Consider the following 24,684-nt stretch of genomic DNA (forward strand, 5'->3'; position numbering starts at 1 on the left):
GCCACCCAACCGGAGAGACCGCCATGACCGTCACGACCGCTTTGCACCGCTCCTTCGCCCTGTCGCTGCTGAGCCTGGGCCTGGCCACCGCCGCGAAAGCCGCGACCCCGGCCGCGGCGACCACCGCGCCGACCCAGCAGGCCGCATCGGTGCGCCAGGCCTCCGACACCATCGTCACCGAGGACGGGGTGCAGCTGTACTACAAGGATTGGGGTCCGAAGGACGGCCCGGTGGTGGCCTTCAGCCATGGCTGGCCGCTGAGCTCGGACAGCTGGGAATCGCAGATGCTGTTCCTGGCCGACCAGGGCTTTCGGGTGATCGCCCACGACCGTCGCGGCCATGGCCGCTCCAGCCAGCCGTGGGACGGCAACGACATGGACCATTACGCGGCCGATCTCAAGGCCGTGCTCGACACCTTGAACGTGCGCGATGCGGTCCTGGTCGGCTTCTCCACCGGCGGCGGTGAAGTGGCGCGTTATCTCGGCCGCTACGGCAGCGAGCGGGTGCGCAAGGCGGTGCTGGTGAGTTCGGTGCCGCCGCTGATGCTCAAGACCGCGGCCAATCCCGGCGGGCTGCCGATCGAAGTCTTCGACGCCTTGCGCAAGGCTTCGCTGGAGAACCGTTCGCAGTTGTACCTGGACATCGCTTCGGGCCCGTTCTACGGCTACAACCGGCCTGGCGCCAAGCCTTCGCCGGGGCTGATCGAATCGTTCCGTTCACAGGGCATGCAGGGCGGCCACAAGAACACCTACGACTCGATCGCCGCGTTCTCGGCCACCGACTTCACCGCTGATCTCAAGCGCATCGATGTGCCGGTGCTGGTGATCCACGGCGACGACGATCAGATCGTGCCGATCGACGCGGCCGGTCGCGCTTCGGCCAAACTGATCAAGAACGCCAAGCTGATCGTGTACCCGGGCGCGCCGCACGGTCTGCCGGATACGCACAAGGATCGTTTGAACCGCGACTTGTTGGAGTTCGTGCGCAAGTAACAGCGGATTGAAGTCTCGTCGCTGTCGTGCCCTCACCCCAACCCCTCTCCCGCAAAGCGGGAGAGGGGCTTAGTGTTGGGGGCGTCCCGCGTTACGGGAAACAGGTGCGATCTTCTCCCTCTCCCGCGCCGCGGGAGAGGCTTGTGGGGTGAGAGGATGAGCGCGCAGCGCGAATGCGCTTACCGCAACCTCAAACGTTGAACGAGGGCTTGCGCTGCGGTTGCTCGACCTCTGCGACTTGTTCGGTGCGCGCTTGCTCAGCCTGATTCGCCGCCACCTGCACGGTGACGCCGCGCGCTTCGTTCTCGCTGACCCGGGCGTGGTTCGGACCCAGCGGGCCGCTGGTGCCGTCGAGGACGAAGAAATTGCGGTCGGGGTTGCCTTGCGCATCTTGAACCGGCCGGCCGATCTCGATGCTGGCCACCGCGGGCAGGTTCGCGCGCGCGGCCGCTGAGTACAGATTGGCGGCAAGCGTCTCATCGTGCAGGCCCTTGGCGTCCATCGCCGTGACGACCTGGCCGTAGCGCGGATCCTGACGCATGCGCTCCACCGCGGGCGAAGCTTCGGCGGCCGCGAGCCGGGTATCGGCGGCGGGCGCGGCGTTGGCGCTGACGGAGTTGTCGGGGTAGACCACGCCGGGCGTGCGCAGATGCGGCGGCAGCACGCCATCGGGCGCCAGGCCGTGCTGGCCCTTGGTGACCCGATCGCTCCATTCGAGTTGGCCGTTGCGATCGATCATCACCAGCTTGCCCTGGTTCAAGCTTTGCTCGACCAGATCGGCCAGTTTCTCGGCCGAGACGTTGGGATTGGCGGCGCCGATTTCGCGCCCGATCTTGTTGTTGTAAAGGTCCATCGCCTCGCGATTGGCGTTGTTGCCCGGCACGCCTTCGTGCGCGGTGGCGAACGCGCCGGTCCATTCCGCGCCGTACTTCTGCGTCATCAACGCGTTCCAGTAGGCATGGCGGAAGGCATCGCGGTGGCCGTCGTTGCCCTGCCATTCGCGACTGCGATCGGCCGGAATCGTGCCGGGGACCGGATTGTTGGGAAAACGCTCGACGCCTTCGTTGAGCGCCTGCTTGCGGATGCCGTCGAGCTCGCGCAGGCCCAGCAGGCCGCGATCCTGGGTCAGACGGTCGAGCAGCGCGCCTTCGGTCTTGGTGACCTTGACCGAATCGGAGCCCGGAATATCGAACCTGCCGGCCAGGCGCGGGTGGTAGTCGATCATCCGATCTTCGGCGACCTGATAAGTGGTAAGCAGCGTAGCCAGATCGGGCCGGTCAGCCATGACGATCTCCCTGATTCGCTCGTGTGTATGGGCGTGTCGCTGAACTTAAGGCGTGCGGTCGAAGCCGGGATCAGCGACGGCCCCAGCGATGCGAGGCGACTTTCCCGTCCTGGTACTGGATCCGGTAGAACTCCTCGTCCACGCCGAAGCGGGCGACGCCGAGTTCGTAGACGTCGGTCGAGGATGCGGCATCGGTGGAGTCGGGTTCGCCGAGCAAGGCGATCACCTCTGCGCGCGGCATGCCGGCGCTGACGGTTTTTTCCAGCGACGCCACCATCGCGCCGCGCTGGTTGTCCTGAGCATTGGTGCCGCGCTGGGATTTCCAGGCGGCCGAATCGAACGAAGTCGTGGTCTGCATGGTGCACGCCGATAAGGAGAGGGAAACCATCAGGGCCAAGCACAGCGCGCGGCCGTGCGTCGGCAAGAACAAGTCCGGCCAGCGCAGGCTCGGCCCGCAAGAGGCCAGCGGCAAACCTTGCGCGGCCGCGTCCGGCGCGGGCCGGGGGGCGGCGGCGCCGTGGGGTAGGCGAAAAACCAGCGGAATCCTTGCCATGGCGGGGCCGTCTCGATCCGGGTTCAGTGCGGCTGAGGCCGAACATAGCACGCGTGCCGCGCGTTCATGTCGCGGCCGCGCAGCCCACAAACCCTAGGTGGGCGGCGATCTGCGACGCCAATCCAGGTTTCCGCCGAGGGCGCCGCTCAAGCGCCGTGCGACGGGCTCGCGCGCAAGCGTGCGACCGCGGCCATGGCCTGATCCCGCATCGATTCGGGCACGCCCCAGTAATCGAAGATGCCGCCGCGCCGGCTGTTCTGACCGCAGACCACGAACACACCGGTACCGAGCCCGCGCTTGAGTTCGCTGGCCAGCCAGCCGACGAAACCGCTGTTGTCCACGCCGCCTTGAAAGTGGAACGAGAACAGCGCGAAGGTTTCCGGCGCCGGTCCGGACACCGGCTTGAGCAGGCTCCAGACCTCCTCGTCGGCGACCGCGGCGAGTGCGCCGTCGAGCGCGTCGCTGGGCAAGGCGCGCTTGGGAAATTCGTAGAACGCGTAAGCGCCGGGGTGCCAGACCAGATCGGCGGCGGCGATGACGCCGCGCAGGCGGGCGTCGGTCTGGTCTGGGGTTTCGTGGCTGATATGCATGCGGTCGTTTCCGTGATCGGTGCGGGCGATGGCGACGCCATGCGGGGCGACGCGCAGGATCTACGATCTCCAGGCCGACAGGCTCGGCTCATTGTGATTCTGCGATTTCATCGGTTGGGGGCGGAGAGTTCGGTTGCCGGTTGCCGGAAGTGGGTCGCGGCGATCGGGTCGGGATCGCCGCCCGATCGATCGGGATGAGCCGTTATGCCCGCCGATTGCGAGTATGTGAATCAGCAAGCGTACCGAAGGGCGAGCCCTTGGCCGAAACGACCGGGTCGGGCGTGGCGAGGACACGGCGGTGAGTCTGCGCTGCGGGTCCGGCAGCACAAGCGCAGGTAGGCTTTGCGCACCCGCACCCGCACCCGCACCCGCACCCGCCGCCGCACAGGTCGTATGGGTCGTCGATCGAATTTCCACAGGGAGGTTTTTCGTGAAAAGCATGTTGAAACTGTTAGTCGCGCCGCTGGCGCTGTGCGCCGGTCAAGCGGTCGCCGGCAACGACTTCTGCGATGAAAGCACGGGTCCCGATTGGACCGGCGTGACGGCACCGAACGGAGGAAGCTGCGAAGTCGAAATATTTCGCGGCAGCGAGGCCTATATGCCGCCTCCGCTGGTCGATCGCGGTCCCTATCTGGTGCACGATCTGAGCTTCGACGAGGGTTTGTATCTTCGTCTGCAAAGCGGCAATTCCCAACAGAATCCTTATCGCCTGAATTTCAAGGTCGCCATCTCCTCGCTGACGTTCGGCGATGGCCGGGACGCGGAGATGGGCATCGCCGAATGGCTGTTCTCGCCGCCGGACAAGAGCGCGCCGGAGCGGTTGTTGTCGCTGTCGTTGGCGCGCGAAGGCGACAAGATCTTGTTGCTGGCCGATTGGCTGATGCCGCCGCGCCCGACCTGGTCGTCGGTGGGCGGCTCCAAACTCGAGCCACTGTTGCTGGAGCACGACAGAATGACGATCGGATACGTGGACGAGTCCGCTGTCAGGCTGTCCTGGTCTGAGCTGGAATTCGCGCGTAATGGAAATGTGGTGTCGGTACTGCCGAAGGGCGCTGATGCCCCGGCGCAGCGACCGATCCAGTTCAAGTTGCCGACCGCGCAATGGACGCCGACGCGCTTGCGCAACGGTGTGCTGCATGCCACCGGGCTCGGGCCCGAAGACGGCGTGCATCTGTCGTGGCCGGGCGAGTTCAAGGAGTGCGGGGGCGAAGGCGAGGGCAGCGGAGGTTCCATCGGCGGACCGGCCTTGCCGGACTCCTAGCGCCGGGCCACGGCATCCAGTCGCGCGTCGCAACGCTCCAGACGCCGGCGCTTGGGATGGTCGGCGGCCAGTTCGGCGCGGACCGTGTCCAGTGCGCGACCCAGTTCGCGTTTGCCCGCCGCGTCGACGGTGGTTGTGCTCAGGCAGATCGTTTCGGCCTGGGCCAACGCCAGATTCAAGGTCTGTCCGGACATCTGCTGGAAACGCGCGCGCGCCGGTGCGAGCACCCGGCGCGCTTCCGCGGCGCGGTTCAGATCGTGCAAGGCTGTCGCCAGGCCCATCCGGTACATCGCCAGATTCAGATGCTCCGCCGGCAGGACGCGGGCGCCGATCTCCACCGCCTTGCGCAAATGCGGTTCGGCCGCGGCGGGGGCGTCGAGGTACAGATGCTGCATGACGCCGATATTGAACTCGGCACCCGCGACCGAGGGATGGATGTCGCCGTTGACCGCGCGTTTGATCGCCAGCGAGCGCTCGAAGTACGCCACCGCTCCGGGATAGTCGCCGCGCGCCTGACGGATGGTGGCCAGCGCATTGAGCGCCTTGGCGGTCTCGCCGTGGCGCTCGCCGTAGAGTTTGATGTCGATCCGCAGCGCTTGCTGCGCCAGGCGCTCGGCTTGCGGGTAGTTGCCTTGATCGCGCTGTTGCAAGGCTTGCGAATAGATCGCCTTGGCCGAGGCCGGATCGTCGCCGTGTTCGCTCGCGGCCGGTGCCGGCAGCTGCGCCAGCAAGCGCGCGGCGCGCGGCTGTTGGCCCGATGCGCGCAATGCGCTGGCCCAGGCGCGGCGCGCCTGCATGCTGCGCGGGTCGCTCAGGCCGTACCGCCGCTGGTGCTCTGGATCCAGCGTTTCCCACAAGCGCAGCGAGTCGTCCAGCCGGCCTTGGGCCTGATACAGCCCGGCGCGCAGCGATTGCAGCTGCAGACGCTCGTCGATGGCCGCCGCGGGCAAGCCGGCGAAGGCTTGGTCGAGATAGCGCTGTGTGGCCGTGTACTCGGCGCGCGCCATGGCCACGCGCGCGCGCAACGCATAGACCGCGCGCAAGGCCGACGGATCGCGCTCGGGCAGCGTCTGCAACAGCTTGAGCGCATCGGCGGAATGGCGTTCGGCACCGTCGCGATCGTCCAGCGCCAGATCCACATCGGCGATCGCCGCGGCGAGCGCGGCGCGGGTCTGGGTGTCGTCGACGTGCAGCAGGCGCTGCGCGCCGCGCGCCAGCAACTCGCGCGCGCTGGGATCGCGGCCGCGCGCTTGCGCCGGGTCGGAGGCGCGGAACAGATCGATCATGAAGGCGGTGACGTGTTCGGCCTGGATCTGCCGCGCCTGCGCGCGGTCGCGCGCGGCGGCCAGTTCGCGCGACTGCAGCACGATATGGCTGACGAAGCCGATGCTGAGCGCGCAGGCGAATACGGCCAAACTCAATGCCGCGGTGTGCCGGCGCGCGAACTTGCCCAGCCGGTACAGCGATTCGCCGTGGCGCGCGGCGATCGGGCGCGATTCCAGCACCGCGCGCAAGTCCGCGGCGAGGCGTTCGACGCTGGGATAACGCCGCTCCGGTTCCTTGCGCAGACAGCGGGCCAGGATCGCATCCAGGTCGCCCTGCAATTGCCGGCTCAACTTCGGCGCGTTCGCGGTGTGGCGTTGTTGGGCGACGGCCTGCGCGCGCTCGGGCGCTTGCTTGTGCAGGCGCGCGATCGCGCGGCTGGGCAGCGCCGGCACGGTGGTGGCGATGGCGTGCGCCAGCATCGCCGGGCTGGCGTCGGCCATGGTCAGCGGCAATTCGCCGACGAACAGCTCGTACATCAGCGCGCCCAGCGCATACACGTCGGTCGCCACGCCGGTCGCCGCGCCCAGCACCTGTTCGGGCGCGGCGCTGGCGGGCGAGAAGAAGGCGTGCGCATCGGCGGTGGCCGCGCCCGCCGCCGGTTCGCTCGCGACCAGGGTCTTGGCGATGCCGAAGTCGAGCAGTTTCGGCCGGCCGTCGCGATCGACCAGCACGTTGCCGCCCTTGAGATCGCGATGCAGCACCAGGCGTTGATGCGCGTACTCCACCGCCGACAACACCTGCAGCATCAGCGCGATGCGCGCGCGCAGCGGCAGTCGCAGGCGATCGCAATAGGGCACGATCGGTTCGCCGTCGACGTATTCCATGGCGAAATACGGGCGGTCCGACGCCAGTTCGCCGGCATCGACCAGGCGCGCGATGTTGGGATGCTCCAGCGTCGCCAGCAATTGCCGCTCGCGTCGCAGCCGCTGGCGCACTTGCGGGACCAGGCGATGTAGGGTGGCGATCTTGAGCGCGACGTGTTGCCGGCCCTCGTCGATCTCGCGGTGAGCCAGATAGACGCGACCCATGCCGCCCGCGCCGAGTTCGCGTTCGATGGTGAAGGCGCCGGCGCGGCTGCCTGGGCTCAGGCGTTCGCCGTCGTGCTCGATCCAATCGGCGAGCGCCGCGTTGGCGGCCTCGTCCCAGATGTCGGCCTGCGCGGCGTCCGGCGCCGAGTCCAGCGCTTGGTGGGCATCGAGCAGGCGTTGCACCGCTGCGCGCAACGCAGCCGGATCGGGATGCCCCGCGCAGTGTTCGATCAGGAACCGCTCGCGTCGATCCGGCGGCAGTTCCACCGCTCGCGCGAACAGTTCGGCGGCCTGCGCCCACACCGACGTGGAGGTCTGCATGGGTGAGATCTCCGGCTCAGACGGTGGGCGGAGACAGTTGGTCATGCAGCCAGGCGCGCGCGAACTGCCAGTCGCGCTTGGCGGTGGGCAGCGACACGCCGATGGTCTCGGCGGTTTCCTCGATGGTCAGGCCGCCGAAGTAACGCAGCTCCACGCCCTTGGCGGCGCGCGCATGGATGCGTTCGAGCCGCTGCAACAGGCGATCCAGATCGAGCGCGTCGGCCAGGTCCGGCGCGGCCGCGGCGATGTCGTGTCCGGCTTGCAGGGTTACGCGCAACACGTCGCCGCCGCGTTTGAGCGCCGAGCGTTCGCGCAGATGATCGACCAACAGGCGGCGGATCACGTGCGCGGCGATCGCGTAGAAGTGGGTGCGGTTCTGGAACGTGGCCTGGCGTTGTTCGACCAGTTTGAAGTAGGCCTCGTTGGCCAGTTCGGTCGCCACCAGGGTGAGTTGTCCGTTGCGGTTGAGGCGCTGCTGAGCCAGACGCCGCAGCACCGGGTAGATCTGTTCGAGCAATTGCGTCTCAGCGTCGGGATCGCCGTCGCGCCAGCTTTGCAGGAGCTGGGTGATGTCTTGTGGAACAGCGGCGGTCATCGGAAGGGCGCCGAGAGGAATGCCATCAGCATAGCGCTTCGGTTTCGGGCCGGCCATTTTGGTCGCGTCGTGGACCCGCTGGAGCCGCGTAGCCGGAGCTCGGGTCGCGCTGCGTCGTCGTCGCGGCTCGGTTCGGCGGCTACTAGGCTTGGCACGGTCTTGGTGGCTCGGCGCCTGCGCCGCGGTCGGCCGGGGTGGGCCGGAGCCGGTCGGGTGCGGGGACGCAGGGGCCGGCCGGTCGGCTTCCATCGCGACCGGGTCGGTCCGACGGGGGCGGCGCGCGGTGAGAACGCAAGCGCGGTGGCGGATCGACGGTAACGATCATCCAGCGCGTCAAGGACTGTCATCGTTCTGCCAACGAAGCGAGTATTCGCGCGATCACTACGTGGGCGCTGAACATGCAACTGTTAGCTGAATCCAAGCCAATGCGCGCGCCGCCACTGCGTGCGCACGAGACGCGTGTCGCGTCCGCCTCGCGACGGGATGGATAAACTATCGCCACTTCCCCCGGAGTACGTTCAGCATGTGTGGAATCGTTGGTGCGATCGCCGATCGCGATGTGGTACCGGTCCTCATCGATGGACTCAAACGCCTGGAATACCGCGGCTACGACTCGGCGGGCATCGCCGTGTTCGACGGCGCCGACCTGCGCCGTGTGCGCCGCACCGGCCGGGTCAGCGAAATGGAGAACGCGGCCCAGGCCGAGAATTTCCATGCGCAGATCGGCATCGGCCACACCCGTTGGGCGACCCACGGCGGCGTCACCGAAGCCAATGCCCACCCGCACATCAGCTTCGGCGAGTTGGCGGTGGTGCATAACGGCATCATCGAAAATCACGAACAGCAACGCGAGCGCTTGCGCGCGGCCGGTTATGCGTTCGAATCGCAGACCGACACCGAGGTGATTGCGCACTTGGTGCATTACCACCAGAAGCAGGGTCTGGATCTGCTGGCGGCGGTGCAGGCGGCGGTGCGCGAACTGACCGGCGCCTACGCGATCGCGGTGGTGAGCAAGCACGAACCCGGCCGTCTGATCGCCGCGCGCATGGGCTGCCCGCTGCTGATCGGCCTGGGCGAAGGCGAGAATTTCGTCGCCAGCGACGTCTCGGCGATTCTGCAGGCCACGCGCCGGGTGATCTTCCTGGAAGAAGGCGATACCGCCGAAGTGACCCGCGCGCAGGTGCGGGTATTCGACGCGCAGGGCGCGGTGATCGAGCGCGAAGTGCACGTATCCGACGTGTCGCTGGCCTCGCTGGAGCTGGGCCCGTATCGCCACTTCATGCAGAAAGAGATCCACGAGCAGCCGCGCGCGATCGCCGACACCATCGAGGCGGTGATGGACGAGGGCGCGTTCAACGCTGAGCTGTTTGGCGCCGCCGCGGCCGAGGTGTTCGCCGATCTGGAAGGCGTGCAGATCCTGGCCTGCGGCACCAGTTACTACGCTGGCCTGACCGCGCGTTATTGGATCGAGGCCATCGCCGGCCTGCCGTGTCGGGTCGAGATCGCCAGCGAATATCGCTATCGCGCGGCGGTGGCGAATCCGAAGCAGCTGATCGTGACGATTTCGCAATCCGGCGAAACCCTCGACACGATGGAGGCGCTGAAATACGCCAAGTCGCTGGGCCACGACAAGACCTTGTCGATCTGCAACGTGCCCGAGAGCGCGATTCCGCGCGCGAGCAAGCTGGCGTACTACACCCGCGCCGGCGCCGAGATCGGCGTGGCGTCGACCAAGGCCTTCACCACCCAACTGGTGGCGTTGTTCACCTTGACCGCGACCTTGGCCAAGCTGCGCGGAAATCTGTCGGCCGAACAGGAAGCCGAGTACATCGATGCGCTGCGGCATCTGCCGGGCAGCGTGCAGCACGCGTTGAACCTGGAGCCGCAGGTCATCGCCTGGGCCGAGCGGTTCGCGCCCAAGCAGCACGCGCTGTTCCTCGGCCGCGGCGTGCATTATCCGATCGCGCTGGAAGGCGCGCTCAAGCTCAAGGAAATCTCCTACATCCACGCCGAGGCGTATCCGGCGGGCGAGCTAAAGCACGGTCCGCTGGCCCTGGTCGACGCCGATATGCCGGTGGTGGTGATCGCGCCGAACGACAAACTGCTGGAGAAGGTGAAGTCGAACATCCAGGAAGTGCGCGCTCGCGGCGGCGAGATGTTCGTGTTCGCCGACCTGGACAGCCACTTCGGCGAATCCGAGGCGGTGCACGTGATCCGCACGCCGCGCCACGTCGGCGTGCTGTCGCCGGTGGTGCATGCGATTCCGGTGCAGTTGCTGGCGTATCACGCCGCATTGGCGCGCGGCACCGATGTCGATAAGCCGCGTAACTTGGCTAAAGCGGTGACGGTCGAGTAAGGCGCGGCGAGGTCCATGGGCTCGTTTGGGCCCATCGATCGCTGCTTGGATCAGGAACGAAAGTGCCGAGCGCCGGCGCCATGGCCGCACCCGCGTCGCACTCATCCACAGAGCTGTGGGGCCGCGAGCACGGCTCATTTTGCTTACATCAGCCGGAGTAATCCAATGTCATGCATCGCGTCCCTTCACTCCACGCGTTTCGCAGTTCTCGCAGGTCTGCTTGCAGCGTCCGTTCCGGTCGCCGAAGTGTTCGCACAAACCGCACCGATCGACGGGGCGTTGGACGAAAGTTTTGGCGTAGCGGGTATCGCGACATCCGATGCGCCATTCAACAAGGACCGCATCGTCGATCTGGCGGTGCAGTCCGACGGCAAACTGCTGACCTTCGACATCGTCGCTGGAGTGGATCAGGACTGGCGGTTCTTGAATTGCCGTCTGTTCCGTTGGCAGTCCGACGGACGAATCGATACGGCCTTCGGCGAGGGCGGCGTGGCGTACATCAAGTTGCCGCGCGATTTTTCCGATTGGCACTCGTGCATAAACCTGGCCGTACAGAGCGACGGAAAAATCCTGGTGGCCGGATCGCTCAATGCCGGCGCGCTGCTCATCCGATATCACGCCGATGGCCGACTGGATGCCGACTTCGGCGTGGGCGGAGTGGTCACCGCGAATTTGGGCTTCGTGGTCGACACCTACGACATGGCCGTGGAGGCCGACGGCAAGATTGTGCTGGGTGTCAACAACCTCGACGATTCATTGGCCGTTCCGATACCGCTGATCGCACGCTTCCAAGCCGACGGCCAACTCGATCGCGGTTTCGGCACCGACGGGGTCGCCACCGCGCCGCCCTTGACCACTCAATACTGGACATTCGGCAAGAAGTTGAAGCTGCAGCCCGACGGAAAAATCATCGTGGTGGGCGCCATGAAGGGAGGCTTGGTCGCGCGATATTCAGCCGACGGCCGGCTGGATCCGGCGTTCGGCCAAGGCGGCATCGCCAGCGTTCCTTTCGATGAAAACGATCGGGTTCATGGCGTGGAATTGCAGGCCGACGGCGGCATTCTGACCAGCCATCTCCTTACCGTGAACGGTCCAGGCGTGGTGCTGCGCTACCGCGCGGACGGCAGTCTGGACAACGGATTCCAGTCGCCCACGCTGCAGGGCGGCGGTGCGCTGGTATTGCAAGCCGACGGCCGCGCTTTGGTGATGGACAAGTATTCCGAGCCGAAAGGCAACTGGCTTCAACGGATCAATCCCGATGGTTCCATCGATGCGGACTTTGTGGTCCCGCCTATCGACTTCGGTCCCAAGTACAACGCGCTGATCGACTTGGCCTTGCAATCCGACGGTCGGATCGTGATCGGCGCAGAGTTCGACACGATGGACGGGGGCCGCATCGGCCTGGCGCGTTTGCTCAATACGACGTATTGCCTGGCTGATCCGACCCGTCCCGAACGCTTCATCGGTTTCAGCGACAGCGGCTGGTTCTCGACGGCCGACGTGGACCGGCGCGGCGGCAAGATCGGTTTTGTCGGGCGCGGCAAGGTACAGTCCGATGCCGGGCGATGGCGCAGCCTGGCCGCCTCCGGCGCCACGCCGGATCTGAGTTACAAGGTGATTTCGGCGCTCAATGTGGGCGGGCCGTCCGGTTGGGGCTTCGCCAACATAGCACTCGACGGAAAAGCGAAGGCGCGTTACTCCGTCTTGGACACTCATATCGCCGGCCCGGGTTGCATGGCCGGGCCTGGACGGTGACGGCGCGCGAAATTCGATGGCAATCGCAGTGCGCCGGGCTGCGCGAGCGCACACTGACCGGGCCGGTGCTTTCGGCTGTGGCGATTGGCTTTTTGCCGGGCATCGGATCAATGCGCGCGCATCTGCCGCTGGAGTGCGTGCGCCGATTCGAATACCGGATGTCGATGCGCAGTAGGGTGGCTTGATCGCCTGGGTATCGATCCGATGTCACTGCTTCCGCGGCGAACATGGACGAGCGTTGTACGCGCTCGTCTATGAGTCCTGTATTCGTCGTTCGGCCGGCCACGCCGGACCTGACAGTGGAGCCAGAACCGTAGGCGTGGTCAGGTATCGGCCTTGTGTTCGCGCTCTGCGAGGTGCTGATGATGAAAATCCGGCCGCGGAATATCCGCAGATTGTCCAACCTGTACAAGTATCGTGCCCGCGTCCTCGCGGCGACCGTATTGCTGGGCGCGTCGCCCGCATGGGGGCAAGCCGGAGCGCTGGATCCGAGTTTCGGCGTGGGAGGTCGGGTGACGGTCGATGCTTCGGCGCAGTTCTTCGACATCGCGGAGGCCCTGGTCATCCAGAACGACGGCAAGCTGGTGACCGGTGGTCACATCCAAACCCTGAGTAGTCAGGTGGATTCAGCCGTTCTGACCCGCCATAACCCAGACGGCAGTCTGGATACCGGTTTCGGACAGGCGGGCATGGTCGTAACGATGTTGGGAAAGAGCCACAACAAGATTTCGGCGTTGGCGCTGCAAGCGGACGGCAAGATTCTGGCGGGCGGATTGCTGCTGACGAGGCAAAACTACGAAGCAATGCTTCTACGCTACAACCACGACGGAAGCCTCGATCCGACTTTCGGCGACGGCAATGGCTATGTCCTGCTGAACGTGGATTCCAAGCCGTTCAACGCTCTGGTCGTTCAGAACGACGGAAAAATACTCGCATTGACCGGCTGGCCATGGTGCTACGGCTGTTCGTCCAACGACATGCGGCTGGTCCGTTTTACCTCTTCCGGCATGCTCGACACCTCCTTCGGAACGCAGGGCATCGCTCGCGCGGATTTCGGCGGAGAGTTTGCCTTTGCCGAGGCGGTGGCCCTGCAGGCCGATGGGAAGATACTGGTGGCGGGCGGAGATTCGACCTACTTCGCTCTGGCCCGATTCGATGCGGACGGACATCTCGACCCTGGCTTCGGAACCAACGGCCTGGCCACCTACTCACTGGATCCGGAATTTTACCAGGCCTTCTCGGCGGTCGTGGTCCAGCCCGACGGAAAAATTCTGGCAGGCGGTTCGGACTCGCGCGGGAGCTTCCGTCGCTTCTCGCTTTTGCGGCTGCTGGCCGATGGCTCATACGATAGGAGTTTCGGCAATGGTCCGGGCTATGTGCTGACCCAGGTGGGCGAATATTCGGAAGCAACCTCGATGGCGCTGCAGGCCGATGGAAAGATCGTATTGGCCGGCGTGGGCAACCACTACGACGATTTCGCTCTGGCCCGTTTCAGTGCGCAGGGCGCTCTGGACCCGACCTTCGGCGACAACGGAACGGTCACCACGGATTTCGCCGGCAGCTACGACTATGTCAGCGGGATGGTTCTTCAGAGCGATGGAAAGATCGTCGTTGCCGGCCATGCACGCGACAGCGGCGGCGACGCAGAGATCGCGTTGGCTCGCTATCTTGGCGACTAAGTGCCCGGTCCCGGATCGGACCGCGATGCGGCGGCAGCCGCGTCGCGGGGTACGGGCCGCGATGAAATCCCGCGCTTAAGCGACGATGATCTCCAGCAGCCCCGCGTACTCGCGCAGTGCGCGTGCGCTGTACTGCAGCGCCTGCATCGACGGCTGCCAAGGCGATGCCGTGCTCAGTCGCGGCGGCGGTTCGGACGGCGCCAGCGGCAGGGCCGACAAGCGTTGATGTTTGAACCAGCCCAGTGCGCGCGGCATGTGCATTGCCGAGGTCACCACGATCACCCGCCGCCATCCGCGCTCGCCGGCGATGCGTGCGCTGTGCTCGGCGTTCTGGCGGGTGGCGCCGCTGCGCTCGTCCAACACCAGCGCCTGGTTGGGCACGCCGAGTTTGTTGAGCGCATCGGCCATGATCCGCGCCTCGCTGACGCCGCGGGTGCTGCCGCTCGGACCGCCGCTGAGCACGATCACCGGCGCGCGCCCGGCATGCCAGGCGCGCGCTGCGGTGGCGATCGGACTGCCGGCCAGATCGGGTGTTTGCGCATCGCCGCTGTCGTAGCGCGAGACCCGACCGATGTCCCCGCCCAACAGAACGATGGCATCCGCTTCGGGCATACCTTCGGCGGACTGACCAAGGTAGGCGCGTTGCAGCGAATCGCGCAGCGCGTCGGCGGCCGCGGGCATCGACCACAGCAACGACCATCCCGCCGCGGCCAGAAACAGCGCGACGCCGCTGCGGCGCCAGCGCGCCAGCCAGATCAGCGCCGCCAACAGCGCCACCGCGGCGGAGAGATTCAGCGGCGCGGTCAACCACGACAGGCCAGCGGCAAGAGGATTCATCGGCGGGATCTTACTTGGAAGTGCGCAGCATGCCGCGGGTGTCGTCGTCGAGCAGACGTGCCAGGGCATCGCTCATCAAGCCGGCCTGGCGATCGCGCGAATACGCCGGCGCCGCGGCGACGCTGGCGGCTCGCAGCCGCTGCATGCGTTGCGGATCGCCGGCCAGTTGGGTAATCGCATCCGCCATGGCCTGCGCATTCTCCGGAGCGACGCACAGCCCGCAGCCGGTGCTTTCGACGATCCGGGTGGCTTCTCCGCGCGGCAGCGACATCAGCGCCGGAATGCCCATGCCCATGCCTTCGAACAGCTTGGAGGGAATCACCCCGCTGAATACCGGGTTGTCGCGCAGCGGAATCAGCGAGATATCGCACAGCCCCCACAGCTTGGGCATCATTTCCTTTGGCTGGCGCGGAATCATGCGCACGTTCGGCAACTGCCGCTGCGCGACCAATTGCTCGACCCGCGCGCGCTCGGCGCCGCTGCCGGCGAAGAAGAACACGATGCGCGGATCGTGCTTGAGCCGCTCCGCTGCATCGACGACGGTTTCCAGACCATGCGCCATGCCGTGCGTGCCCAAGTAACCGACGACGAAGCGTCCGTGCAGATCGTATTGCTGTGCCATCGCCTCGTCGCGCGCGCACGGAACGTAGCGCTGCAGGTCGACGCCGTTGAGCACGACATGGATCTTGTCGGCATCGACGCCGCGATGGATCAATTCTTCGCGGAACGATTGGGTGACCGGCACGATCGCATCGGCGCTGCGATACAAGAACATCTCCAACCGTTCCAGCACGCGGATCGCCAGGCTGCGCTTCATCGCGCCGACCGCGGTGATCGAGGCCGGCCACAGGTCGCGCAGTTCGAACACGAACGGGCGGCGCTTGAGCCGCGCCAGCGCCCAGCCGCCGAGCGCGCAGAAGAACTGCGGAGAGGTCGCCACGACCACATCGTGACGGCGTTCGAACACGCCGGCCACGACCGACGCCGCCATGAAGCTCAGATAGTCCAGAGTGCGCTTGACGAAGCCTTCGTTGGCGGTGATGTAGGTTTTGACCCGCACCACGCGGATGCCGTCGATGGTTTCGACGCTGCGCCAATCGTTGCGGTAGCCATCGAACAACCGTCCCTCGGGGAAGTTCGGTGCGCAGGTGATGACCGTCACTTCATGTCCGGCACGCACCCAGCGCACTGCGTGCTCGTAGGTGCGCGTGGCCGGCGCGTTGCCCTCGGGCGGGAAATTGTCCGAAAGAAAAAGTATGCGCATGGCGACTCAGCAATCCCACAGGAACAAGGTGACCGCCTGTCCGGCGGAAGGGTCGATGGCGGCTTCGATCACCGTGCAGGCATGGGTCACGCCGAATCCGGGGTGATAGGTGCTCGGCGTGGTGCGTTCGGTGGCCGGTTCGATCCGCCAGCGCAGGTCGGGCGCGCCTTCGAGCTGGATCGTGTGGTCTTCCACGCGCGCATCGGGATGGATTCGGAAGCGCGAAACCGCCTTGACGAAACCGCCGTCGATGCGGTCTTCGATCCGCAACGCGCCCGGTTGCAGCACCCAGCGGCGGTGGTGCACCGCCCGGCCCTTCAAACGCCGATAGCCGTCGTGGCCGGCGGCGAGCCAGGCGCCGTCGCCGAAGCGGCCGTGTTCGACATCCAGCGGCCGCGCGCGCTGCGCCACGCGGAAGCTGCTCCACACCTCGGACGAATCGCAGCCGTCGATCTCGATGGTGTTGTGCGCCGCGGTCCCGCGCTGCCACAGGCGCTGCGGGCTGATGTCGTAACGCGAGGTGCCGGCATTGACCAGCACGCGGCGCCCGCACAGCGAGAGTTCGAAACTCAAGGTGTCGGCGTGGGCATGGCCGGGTAGATAGTCCGGACCGATGTCGCCCACGTCGGCGATCAACACCGCATCGCCGCATTGCAGCCGCGCGTAACCCGATTGCGGAAGCACTTGCAGCGATTGGTCCGACGGCGGCGTCGGCTCGATGCCGAGACTGCGCGCGTACGCCGATAACTCGGCCAGGTTCGGCGCGATGCCGAGCGCGGCGTCGTTGAAGAAGGCGATGCCGCCGTCGGGATGGGTCATCACGCTGAGCCAGCCGAGCATGGCTTCGGCGCGGTCGCGCCACAGCGCCACGTCGTCGGGCGACACCGCTTCGGGATACAGCCGCGCCAGCTGCAGCAGATCCAGCAGGTCTTCCAGCAGGATCGCGTGATACATCGGGCTGCGTTCGAAGTGGCCGCCGTCGGCCAGGATCTGTTCGCCGATCTCATGACGCAGCCCGTTCAGGCCCAGATCCAGCCAGCGCTTGGCCTGCGGCCCCTGGAAGAACGCGCCGGCGAATAGCAAGGCCTTGTAGTTCGCCCACAGATGGTTGCCGAGCAGATGCCGTTCCAGCCGGCCGCGCAGATAACGCACCTGGGTCGCCAGACTGTTCAGCGCCGAGCGCTCGCGCGACTCGTCGCCGAAGCTCTGGCCGCTGTTGCGCCACTTGATCCAGTTGACGATGCGCAGCGACAGGCAATACGGCTCCCAGCCATTGCCAGCGGCCGGCGGATTGTCGGCGATCCAGCGCGCGATCAGGTCGCGATGCCAATGCGTGCGCGACAACGCGCCATTGGCGTTGAGGTCGTCGAAGTAATGCAGGTTGTACAGCCACAGCTTGGGCAGCGCCGAGTTGTTCCAGTCGTTGCTAGCTAGCTCGCGTTCTTCGTTCAAGAACCGGAAGCGGTGCGCGCCGAGCATCGACGCCGGACGCGCGCAGGCGGACCAGCGGCCGTCGGTCGGCGTCAGCGGCGGCGCCGGCGCGTGTTCGATACGCGGGCGATGCAGCCGGTGCCAGGCGCGTCCGTAGATCTGCACCGGGCGCAGATAGCGTACGGTGTGCCACATGCGGGGCAGTCGCGAAGCGAAGCTCATGATCAGACCGATGCGTCCAGTTCGATGGTGACCCGCGCCACTTCCAGAATCTCGTCGATCGGAATCGGCGGCGGCGCTTCGCCCTGCACGGCGCGCATGAACGCGGCCGCACAAGCGTTCTGGCCCTTGTCCTGGCTCCAAAGATTCATTTTGGTAAAGCCCGGCCAACCATAGCCGCGCAGCTTACGGAAGTTGTCCAGCGCCAGAACGCGGCCGGCGGTGAACACTTCCAGACGTTCCTTCGGGAAGCTTTTGTGGCCGTTGGCCAGGTAATGCACGGTACCGAAGGAGCCGTCGGCGAAGCTCAGGGTGAAGCTGACCCGGTCGCTGCGGATGCCGCTGGACGCGCCGACCGCGGTGAGCTGGTGGCCGACGATCGGCGAGCCGGCGAGAAAACGCAGCAGGTCGACGAAATGGCAGGCCTCGCCGATCAGACGGCCGCCGCCGAGCTGCGGATCCTGGGTCCAATGGTCGGCCGGAATCGCGCCGGCGTTGACCGTCATCACGAACGACTTGGGTTCGCGTACGCCGGCCAGCAGCTTGTGCATCTTCTGCACCTGCGGGGCGAAGCGCCGGTTGAAGCCGACCATCAGCACCGGCGGGGTGCCGTACACCGATTGTTCGCTGTGCGCTTTCTCGATGGTCTGCAGTTCTTCCAAGGTCAGGCACAGCGGCTTCTCGACGAACACGTGCTTGCCGCGGCGCAGCGCCTTGAAGGTCAGGTCGGCGTGGCTGCCGTGCTGGGTCGCGATCACCACCGAGCCGACGCTGGCGTCGCGCAACAAGGCGTCGGTGTCGGTGCTGGCGTTGCGGAAGCCGTACTTCTTGCCGAAGTGGACGCTGCCCACGCCGTTGTTGGTGACCACCGTGTGCAGCTTTGCGCCGGACTTGACGAAGGCCGGGATCAACACGCGGCCGGCGTAGTTGCCGGCGCCGATGAAGGCGACGCCGGCGCCGTCGACCTCGGCTGCCACCTCGCGCACCGCCGGTTTGATCGGTAACGGTACCTTGCGCCGGATCAGATCGTCGGCCATCTCCTCGCCGCGGCCGTAGTCGAGCACGATGCCCAGCGAGGGTTCGCCGCCGCCGAGAACCGCATAGGCTTGCTCGGCATCGGCGACGCCGTAGCGGTGGCTGACCAGCGCGCTGGCGTTGACCGCGCCGCTGGACATCATGTCCAGAATCGCTTCGAAGTTGCGTTGCTCGGTCCAGCGTACGAACGCGACCGGATAGTCGTTGCCGCGCTCCTCGTAAGAAGCGTCGTAACGCCCCGGGCCGTACGAGCACGACACCTGGAACGACAGTTCCTTCTCATAGAAATCCGCGCGCGACAATTCCAGGCCGGTGACCCCGACCAGGACGATGCGGCCGCGCTTGCGGCACATGTGCGCGGCCTGCGACACCGGCTCGTTGCTCTTTGTCGAGGCGGTGATCAACACCGCGTCGACACCGCGGCCGCGCGAGAAGTTCTGCGCGGCCGCAAGCGGGTCTTCGCCATTGGACAGATCGACGGTTTCCGCGCCGTAGCTGCGCGCCAGGGCGAGCTTGGCCGGATCGAAATCGATGCCGAGCACACGGCAGCCGTGCGCTCGCAGCAATTGCACGGTGACCAGGCCGATCAGGCCCAGGCCGGTGACCACCACGGTTTCGCCGAGAGTCGGCTGGACCAGGCGGATGCCTTGCAGGGCGATCGCACTGAGCACGGTGAAGGCGGCGGCTTCGTCGTCGACGTTGTCGGGAATCTTGGCGCACAGGTTGACCGGTACCGCGACGACTTCGGCATGCTTGCCGTTGGAGGCCACGCGGTCGCCGAGCTCGAAACCGGTCACGCCCGGGCCGATGCCGATGACCGTGCCGACGTTGCAATAGCCCAGCGCCAGCGGCTGATCGAGCTTGCTGCGCACCGCGTCGATGGTGGGCGCCAGGCCGTCGGTGCGGATCTTCTCCAGCACCATGCGCACCTTGTCGGGTTGCTGACGCGCTTTCTGCAGCATGTTGGCCTTGCCGAACTCGACCAGCATGCGTTCGGTGCCGGCCGAGACCAGGGTGACGCGGCTGCGGATCAGCAGATGCCCGCGGCGCAGCGCGGGGGCGGGGACGTCGGCGACTTCGGTGCTGCCGTCGCGCAGGTTTTGCAGGACTTGTTGCATGGTGATTCCAAGGCGTTGGGAGCGGGGGAGGCGCGTGCTGGCGCGGTCAGCGCTTGGGCGCGGCCGACTGGGTCTTTTCGATGAAACTGCGGGTGACCGGAATCCAGTCGCGGTCGCCGCCTTCGATGCGCTTGCTCCAGATCACCGCGCCGTCGGTGGCGCGCTTGAGCTGGTCGAGCTGGAACTGCCAGTAATCGGCCGGGAGAAATTCGGCGCTGCGTGGGGTGATGTCGTGGTATTGCGGCCAGATGAAGGCCAGCACTGGCTTGGATGCGTCGATCTTCTTCGCCGCGGCGACCATGTTGTTCATGCGCCGGGTCCACTTCTCGCGATCGTCGTCCACGGTGTAGAGCGAGGGAAAGAACAGGTCCACCGACGGTGCAAGCTGTTTCGCGCGCTCGGGATCGCGAGCGCTGATCGCGCCGGGGAAGCCGTAGTAGCCGATCTTGCGGCCCGGCGCGGCTTCGCGCGCCCACTTCGCCAGGGTCTTGAGCTTGTCGAGATTGCGCGCCGAGAGTTCGGGGTCGCGGCTGAGGTTGATGTGCTCGAAGTCCAGCACCAACGGGCCGGGGTTGCTCAGATTCGCCTTGACCGCGTCCTTGAATCGTTGCTCGTCGGGCATGACGCCATTGCGCAACTCGGGCAGGTGCGGTTCACCGACCAGGTTGGAGCGCGGGATCGCCAGGTTCCGATCGGCCAGATCGGTGTACTTGGTGTTGTTGTACAGAACGAACGCCCGATCGCGCGCGTTCGCGCCGCCGATGGCGAAGGTGCCGGCGGCGAGCAGGGACACAAGCAAAGCGGTTGTACGGTTCATGCGGCCAGCCTCGTGCATTCGGCGATCACCCGCGCCATCGCGGTGTCCCAGGCCTCGTAACGCAGTTGGCGAAGGCCGGCGCGGCGGTGTTCCAGCAGCGAACGGTCCTCGGCGATCCGCAGCAACTGGCGCGCGAGCTGCTCGCCGTCGCCGTAGTCGCACATGAAGCAGGCCTGGTGCTGCTCGAATGGCGCGGAGGTGAGCAGGCCGGGGTTGGTGAAGAAGGGAATCTGCAGCGCCGCGCAGTCGAACCACTTGTTGGGCTCGGCCAAGCGGTTGATCTCCAGCGCCGGGTCGTAGAAGGCCAGCACCAAGTCCGCGCTGAGCAGCAGCGCCAGCGCGTCTTCGTTGCTGACGATGCCGCGATAGTTCGCGCCCATGCCCTCGGCCAGTCGCTGCGCGTCTTCGCCGAGTAAGCGGCCGGCGCCGACGAATTCGATCCGGCCGCCGGTGGCCTGGACCGCTTCGCGCATCATCCGGGCGCCGCGTTCGGGCGAAATCAATCCGCTGATCAGCACGCGCAGCTTGTCCTGGCGCGCGGGCATCGCCGCGGCGAGTTGGCGCGCGCGTTCGATCACCTCGGTGTGCGGGGTGTTGCGCACTACCCGGATGTTGTCGCTGTCGTTGTCGGTGGCCCGCGAATCGCCGGGCACTACGTGCAGTGCGGCGCGGCGGCCGACGAAGCGTTCGATCGCCTCGATCGCGCGCTTGACCGACGTCGGCCAGGCATAGCTCTTGGACAGCTTGTCGCGGTCGAGGAAGACGTACTGGCACCGGCGTACCGACGCGACGATCGCGCACGGCAGCGCCGCATCCAGGCGCGAGCAGAAATAGACGCCGGCGCGCGGTTGCGCGAACACGCGCAAGGTCAGCCACGCCACCCACACCGCGTAACCGAGCGCATTGACCGCGCCGCCGCCCCAGGAGCCGAAGCTCAGCAATACCTTGACCTTGGGCAGGGCCTGGGCCTGTTTGTCGCGGCTCCAGATCCAGAATTCGTACGGCACGCTCGCGCTGTCGAGCACCTTCGACAGTTTGCTCAAGTACGGATTCTTGAGGTAGGGATTGCCTTGGCCGAGGATGATCGCTTGCATGTAGGAACTCAGGGTTGCGGGAGGGTGGAGCGTTTGCGTGGAGCCGGACGTGGGGAGCGGGCCGTTCATAAGGGGTCGGACAGTCGAGGCCGTGCGCGCAGCGGCGGCGACGCGCGCACGGCCGGTTTTACCGTCAGCGCCGTGGACATCGCGAAGAACACGCACAGGTACAGTTCTTTCGGGCTGGTGATGTCGCCGCTGAACATCGCGTTGGCGAGCGAATACACCGCCAGCGCGCACAGGAAGGTCGGCACCATGTCGCGGCCTTGTCCGAGCTTGGCGGACTTGTACAGGCGGCGGATCGCATAACCGATCAGAGCGAAGAAGAACACGGTGAACACCAGGCCCGGTTCGATCAGGCTTTCGATCAGCAGGTTGTGCGGATACGGTTGCAGCGCGCCGCTGGCCTCGAACGCGCCGAAGCCCTTGCCGAACAAGGTATCGCGCAGCATGGCGAAGGAGACCTCGTACAAGTTCATGCGCAGCACGTCGCTACCGCTGTAATTGCTGACGAACAGGCTCGCCATGCGGTCGCGGACGCCGGCGGGCGCGAGAATGGCTCCCGCCACCCCCAACAAAACCATGGCCACGCCGGCAGCCCAGACCTTGCTCGACAACAGCAAGGCGCCGCGGTTGGTCAACACCAGCAACACGCCCAGGCCGATCACCAGTGACACGATCGGCCCACGCGAGCCGGCCAGTACCAGCGCCGCCACGCACGGCAGCAGCAGGCCGGCGCGCACCGCGCGATGGCGCGGCTGGGTCAGCAAGCGATAGGCCAGGTACATGATCGCGGTGCCGGCGGCGCGTGCGATCCAGATCGGGTTGCCGTCGCCCTGCATCAGGCGCTGCGCGTCGGTTTCCGCGCCCTTGTTGAAACCCAGCGCGGCGATGCTGAGGATGAAGCACAGCGCCACGTAGATCTTGACGAAGTTGTCCGCGGCCTTGCCGCGCATCACGAAGCAGGCGCAGTACGCGCAGAACACCAGGATCAGATAGAACTTCAGCTCCTTGGGGTGGCGCGCGAGATCGCTGTTCAGATAGGCGATCTGGGCGAAAACGATCAGCGTGACGGCAATCGGCAGCAGATACAGAAAACGGCTCACGCCCGAATACGACAACGACAACCCCCCCAGCACGATGGTCGCGGCGATCGCCGTGTACTGCACCAGATCGGTGTCGACGGCGAAGAACACCGAGGCCCAGGCCGACAGCAGGAACAGACCCAGGCAGGCCGGCGCCAGAAACAGTTTGGGGCTGGGGACGCGCATGTCGGCGGTTCGGGCTCAGTGTCCGCGACGCAGGGATTTTTCGACGTACTCGGTGACCGAGCCGACGATTTGGCCGGGATTTCCGATCACGATGCTCAGCGGCGGGATCTCGCCGCGCACCACCGTGCCCGCGCCGATGATGCAGCCGGCGCCGACTCGGGTGCCGGGCATGATGATCGAACCGGTGCCGACGAATGCGTGGCGGCCGATCGAGATCGGCCGGATCTTGCCTTGCGGCTTGTCGAACGTCAGCCCCATTTCCTTGGCGACGGTGTGGATCGCCCAGTCGTGGGTGAGGATGCGCACGTTGCTGGAGATCGTGCAGCCCTTGCCGAGCGTGATCAGCGAATAGTCGGTGCCGTCGAACCAGATCTTGGCCGAAAGATAATTCGGCGAGTGCTCGATGTTGGCGCCCTCCGAGCGCAGGTACCAGGCATACAGCTTGGTCACCAGTCCGGGCTTGATGAACCAGCCCAGGCGGATGATGCTCAGAACGACGGCTTTCTTGATCAGGCGGAATGCTTTCATCGAGGTGTTCTCATCAATTTCTGCTTTCAATTTCTTTCTGGCGCGGAGTTCCAGCGCAGTTCGCGGTGGTTGTACAAAGCGAAGGTGGCCAGCTGCAGGCACGAAGCGATCACGTAGGCGATCGCCACGCCGGTAGCGCCGGTGTGCATCTGCAAGGCCACCGAGGTGGCGCCGAGCAAGGCCACGGAGAACACCGCGTTGCCGGCCAGCAACACGCCGGGGCGGCCGTCGGCGGTGGCCTTGCGCATCAGGATCGTGGTCGGCGCGGTGGCCACGGCCGACAGCAACAGCCATTGCAGCGGTTCGACCGCGTGCGCGTAGGCGGGCGCGAAGCGCTGGATCAGCAGCGGCGCGGCCATCGCGAGCACGCCGGCGATGCTGGCGGTGACCACCACCAGCAAGGCGATGGAATGACGCAAGGTCGTGCTGGCCTCGGCGCGGGCGCCGCGCACGATCGCCGAGGACAGCAGCGGCAAAGTCGCGTTGGCGACCACGCCCATGCCGAACAGCAGGATCGAACGGGCCTGATTGCCGACCGCGAAGTTGCCCAACTGGGTCGCGCCGCCGGCGCTGTGCGAGAGCATCGCCATCGACAGCCAGATGCTCGGCATCGTCAGCAGACCCGACAGCGAGGACGGCAAGCCCAGACGCCAGACCACCGACCAATCCTCGCGCCGGGTCGACGACCACGCCAGAGGTTGTCCGTGTTCGCGCCGGTAACGTCGAAGCACCCGTTCCTGCCCCAGCACGATCAACCACTGCGCGGCGATGGAACCGTACACCGCCCAGGCGATGTCGCGTTGCAACGCCGCCAGCAGCATGATCGCGAACACCAGCGGCGCGGTGACGATGTTCGCCACCGCCTGTTGCTTGACCTTGTGCAGCGCCAGCGCCACGCCGTTCTGGATCGCGCCGACGAAACCGGTCAGCACCAGCAGCGCCGAGGAGGCGTAGACGCCGGCGAGTTCGGCGGAGCCGCCGATCTTGACCGCCAACGGATACGAACACGCCAGCAGCAAGGCCGAGAACAGCAGCGAGGCCAGCACCGCCGAACCGTAGGACACGGTCAACGCCGCCGACACCCGCGCGCTGTCCTGCGCCATCGCTTCGGCGACGATCTTGGTCGCCATCTGGCCCAGGCTCAACGCGCAGAACGTGGTGAACAACAGCGCGGTGGTCTGGATCAGGGTGAACTGGCCGAACGCGGCCGGGCCCAGATAATGCGCCGTCGCCAGCACGCCGGCGAACAGCGCACCGCGCGAGGCCATCGCGCTGATGGCCGAGAGACTGGCGGTGGTGATCAGTCGCCGGATCATGATGCAAGCGTTC

General features: G+C 66.2%; 19 protein-coding genes. 5 read left to right on the top strand and 14 right to left on the bottom strand.

Going from position 1 to position 24,684, the window contains the following annotated elements; all coding sequences use genetic code 11:
• Positions 1-23 precede the first annotated feature (23 nt).
• The gene (locus ACTOWJ_RS11865) at positions 24-992 is read left to right on the top strand and encodes an alpha/beta fold hydrolase (protein ID WP_441334830.1); all 969 of its coding nucleotides are present in this window, start codon (positions 24-26) and stop codon (positions 990-992) included.
• Between the two features lie 190 nt (positions 993-1,182).
• On the opposite strand, the gene ACTOWJ_RS11870 is transcribed toward ACTOWJ_RS11865, so the two are convergent.
• The 3 genes from ACTOWJ_RS11870 to ACTOWJ_RS11880 form a co-directional block, all read right to left on the bottom strand.
• Positions 1,183-2,277 (bottom strand): DUF6973 domain-containing protein, encoded by a 1,095-nt coding sequence (locus ACTOWJ_RS11870; RefSeq protein WP_441334831.1) that lies wholly within the window; start codon positions 2,275-2,277, stop codon positions 1,183-1,185.
• Positions 2,278-2,347: 70 nt separating this feature from the next.
• A complete protein-coding gene (locus ACTOWJ_RS11875) occupies positions 2,348-2,635 on the bottom strand; it encodes a hypothetical protein (RefSeq protein WP_441334832.1) in 288 nt (95 codons plus the stop codon).
• A 341-nt stretch (positions 2,636-2,976) separates the two neighbouring features.
• Entirely contained in the window at positions 2,977-3,420 is a 444-nt protein-coding gene (locus ACTOWJ_RS11880; RefSeq protein ID WP_441334833.1) for a DUF6196 family protein, read from the bottom strand.
• Between the two features lie 430 nt (positions 3,421-3,850).
• Here ACTOWJ_RS11880 and ACTOWJ_RS11885 point away from each other — a divergent pair, with 430 nt between their 5' ends.
• Complete coding sequence (locus ACTOWJ_RS11885) at positions 3,851-4,681, top strand: hypothetical protein (RefSeq protein WP_441334834.1); 831 nt, start codon at positions 3,851-3,853, stop codon at positions 4,679-4,681.
• On the opposite strand, the gene ACTOWJ_RS11890 is transcribed toward ACTOWJ_RS11885, so the two are convergent.
• Positions 4,678-7,356: a protein kinase domain-containing protein gene (locus tag ACTOWJ_RS11890; RefSeq protein WP_441334835.1), complete on the bottom strand. Its 2,679-nt coding sequence runs from the start codon at positions 7,354-7,356 to the stop codon at positions 4,678-4,680. The genes ACTOWJ_RS11885 and ACTOWJ_RS11890 overlap by 4 nt on opposite strands.
• Positions 7,357-7,372: 16 nt before the next feature.
• Positions 7,373-7,951 carry an ECF-type sigma factor gene (locus ACTOWJ_RS11895; protein ID WP_441334836.1) on the bottom strand — a complete coding sequence of 193 codons (579 nt, stop codon included), beginning with the start codon at positions 7,949-7,951 and terminating at the stop codon, positions 7,373-7,375.
• Positions 7,952-8,474: 523 nt separating this feature from the next.
• On the opposite strand from ACTOWJ_RS11895, the gene glmS reads away from it, so the two are divergent.
• The 3 genes from glmS (at position 8,475) to ACTOWJ_RS11910 (ending at position 13,741) form a co-directional block, all read left to right on the top strand.
• Complete coding sequence (glmS, locus tag ACTOWJ_RS11900; protein ID WP_441334837.1) at positions 8,475-10,307, top strand: glutamine--fructose-6-phosphate transaminase (isomerizing); 1,833 nt, start codon at positions 8,475-8,477, stop codon at positions 10,305-10,307.
• A 246-nt stretch (positions 10,308-10,553) separates the two neighbouring features.
• Complete coding sequence (locus ACTOWJ_RS11905; protein WP_441334838.1) at positions 10,554-12,062, top strand: hypothetical protein; 1,509 nt, start codon at positions 10,554-10,556, stop codon at positions 12,060-12,062.
• Between the two features lie 338 nt (positions 12,063-12,400).
• Entirely contained in the window at positions 12,401-13,741 is a 1,341-nt protein-coding gene (locus ACTOWJ_RS11910; protein ID WP_441334839.1) for a hypothetical protein, read from the top strand.
• 75 nt (positions 13,742-13,816) lie between these two features.
• Here ACTOWJ_RS11910 and ACTOWJ_RS11915 read toward each other — a convergent pair whose 3' ends face one another.
• The 9 genes from ACTOWJ_RS11915 to ACTOWJ_RS11955 form a co-directional block, all read right to left on the bottom strand.
• The gene (locus tag ACTOWJ_RS11915) at positions 13,817-14,578 is read right to left on the bottom strand and encodes a YdcF family protein (RefSeq protein WP_441334840.1); all 762 of its coding nucleotides are present in this window, start codon (positions 14,576-14,578) and stop codon (positions 13,817-13,819) included.
• Between the two features lie 10 nt (positions 14,579-14,588).
• Positions 14,589-15,842, bottom strand: a complete 1,254-nt coding sequence (locus ACTOWJ_RS11920) for a glycosyltransferase family 4 protein (RefSeq protein WP_441334841.1) — start codon at positions 15,840-15,842, stop codon at positions 14,589-14,591.
• A gap of 6 nt (positions 15,843-15,848) precedes the next feature.
• Entirely contained in the window at positions 15,849-17,468 is a 1,620-nt protein-coding gene (locus ACTOWJ_RS11925; protein WP_441334842.1) for a heparinase II/III family protein, read from the bottom strand.
• Between the two features lie 29 nt (positions 17,469-17,497).
• Positions 17,498-19,645 (bottom strand): bi-domain-containing oxidoreductase, encoded by a 2,148-nt coding sequence (locus tag ACTOWJ_RS11930; protein ID WP_441334843.1) that lies wholly within the window; start codon positions 19,643-19,645, stop codon positions 17,498-17,500.
• Between the two features lie 46 nt (positions 19,646-19,691).
• On the bottom strand, positions 19,692-20,462 hold the full coding sequence (locus ACTOWJ_RS11935) for a hypothetical protein (protein WP_441334844.1): 771 nt from the start codon (positions 20,460-20,462) through the stop codon (positions 19,692-19,694).
• Positions 20,459-21,556, bottom strand: a complete 1,098-nt coding sequence (locus ACTOWJ_RS11940; RefSeq protein ID WP_441334845.1) for a hypothetical protein — start codon at positions 21,554-21,556, stop codon at positions 20,459-20,461. The genes ACTOWJ_RS11935 and ACTOWJ_RS11940 overlap by 4 nt, the downstream gene beginning before the upstream one ends.
• A 65-nt stretch (positions 21,557-21,621) precedes the next feature.
• Positions 21,622-22,827, bottom strand: coding sequence for an O-antigen ligase family protein (locus tag ACTOWJ_RS11945; protein ID WP_441334846.1), 1,206 nt, complete (start codon positions 22,825-22,827; stop codon positions 21,622-21,624).
• Positions 22,828-22,842: 15 nt separating this feature from the next.
• Positions 22,843-23,355, bottom strand: a complete 513-nt coding sequence (locus ACTOWJ_RS11950) for an acyltransferase (RefSeq protein ID WP_441334847.1) — start codon at positions 23,353-23,355, stop codon at positions 22,843-22,845.
• A 26-nt stretch (positions 23,356-23,381) separates the two neighbouring features.
• Positions 23,382-24,671, bottom strand: coding sequence for an oligosaccharide flippase family protein (locus tag ACTOWJ_RS11955; RefSeq protein ID WP_441334848.1), 1,290 nt, complete (start codon positions 24,669-24,671; stop codon positions 23,382-23,384).
• Positions 24,672-24,684 lie beyond the last annotated feature (13 nt).

Origin of the sequence: Lysobacter sp. CA199, assembly GCF_052078715.1 — a bacterium.
Taxonomy (GTDB): Bacteria; Pseudomonadota; Gammaproteobacteria; order Xanthomonadales; family Xanthomonadaceae; genus Lysobacter.

Excerpts from the sequence above, each read along its gene's own strand:
- ACTOWJ_RS11865 (WP_441334830.1), top strand. The coding sequence starts at position 24 with ATGACCGTCACGACCGCTTTGCACCGCTCCTTCGCCCTGTCGCTGCTG.
- ACTOWJ_RS11870 (WP_441334831.1), bottom strand. The coding sequence starts at position 2,277 with ATGGCTGACCGGCCCGATCTGGCTACGCTGCTTACCACTTATCAGGTC.
- ACTOWJ_RS11875 (WP_441334832.1), bottom strand. The coding sequence starts at position 2,635 with ATGCAGACCACGACTTCGTTCGATTCGGCCGCCTGGAAATCCCAGCGC.
- ACTOWJ_RS11880 (WP_441334833.1), bottom strand. The coding sequence starts at position 3,420 with ATGCATATCAGCCACGAAACCCCAGACCAGACCGACGCCCGCCTGCGC.
- ACTOWJ_RS11890 (WP_441334835.1), bottom strand. The coding sequence starts at position 7,356 with ATGCAGACCTCCACGTCGGTGTGGGCGCAGGCCGCCGAACTGTTCGCG.
- ACTOWJ_RS11895 (WP_441334836.1), bottom strand. The coding sequence starts at position 7,951 with ATGACCGCCGCTGTTCCACAAGACATCACCCAGCTCCTGCAAAGCTGG.
- glmS (WP_441334837.1), top strand. The coding sequence starts at position 8,475 with ATGTGTGGAATCGTTGGTGCGATCGCCGATCGCGATGTGGTACCGGTC.
- ACTOWJ_RS11915 (WP_441334840.1), bottom strand. The coding sequence starts at position 14,578 with ATGAATCCTCTTGCCGCTGGCCTGTCGTGGTTGACCGCGCCGCTGAAT.
- ACTOWJ_RS11920 (WP_441334841.1), bottom strand. The coding sequence starts at position 15,842 with ATGCGCATACTTTTTCTTTCGGACAATTTCCCGCCCGAGGGCAACGCG.
- ACTOWJ_RS11925 (WP_441334842.1), bottom strand. The coding sequence starts at position 17,468 with ATGTGGCACACCGTACGCTATCTGCGCCCGGTGCAGATCTACGGACGC.
- ACTOWJ_RS11930 (WP_441334843.1), bottom strand. The coding sequence starts at position 19,645 with ATGCAACAAGTCCTGCAAAACCTGCGCGACGGCAGCACCGAAGTCGCC.
- ACTOWJ_RS11935 (WP_441334844.1), bottom strand. The coding sequence starts at position 20,462 with ATGAACCGTACAACCGCTTTGCTTGTGTCCCTGCTCGCCGCCGGCACC.
- ACTOWJ_RS11940 (WP_441334845.1), bottom strand. The coding sequence starts at position 21,556 with ATGCAAGCGATCATCCTCGGCCAAGGCAATCCCTACCTCAAGAATCCG.
- ACTOWJ_RS11945 (WP_441334846.1), bottom strand. The coding sequence starts at position 22,827 with ATGCGCGTCCCCAGCCCCAAACTGTTTCTGGCGCCGGCCTGCCTGGGT.
- ACTOWJ_RS11950 (WP_441334847.1), bottom strand. The coding sequence starts at position 23,355 with ATGAAAGCATTCCGCCTGATCAAGAAAGCCGTCGTTCTGAGCATCATC.
- ACTOWJ_RS11955 (WP_441334848.1), bottom strand. The coding sequence starts at position 24,671 with ATGATCCGGCGACTGATCACCACCGCCAGTCTCTCGGCCATCAGCGCG.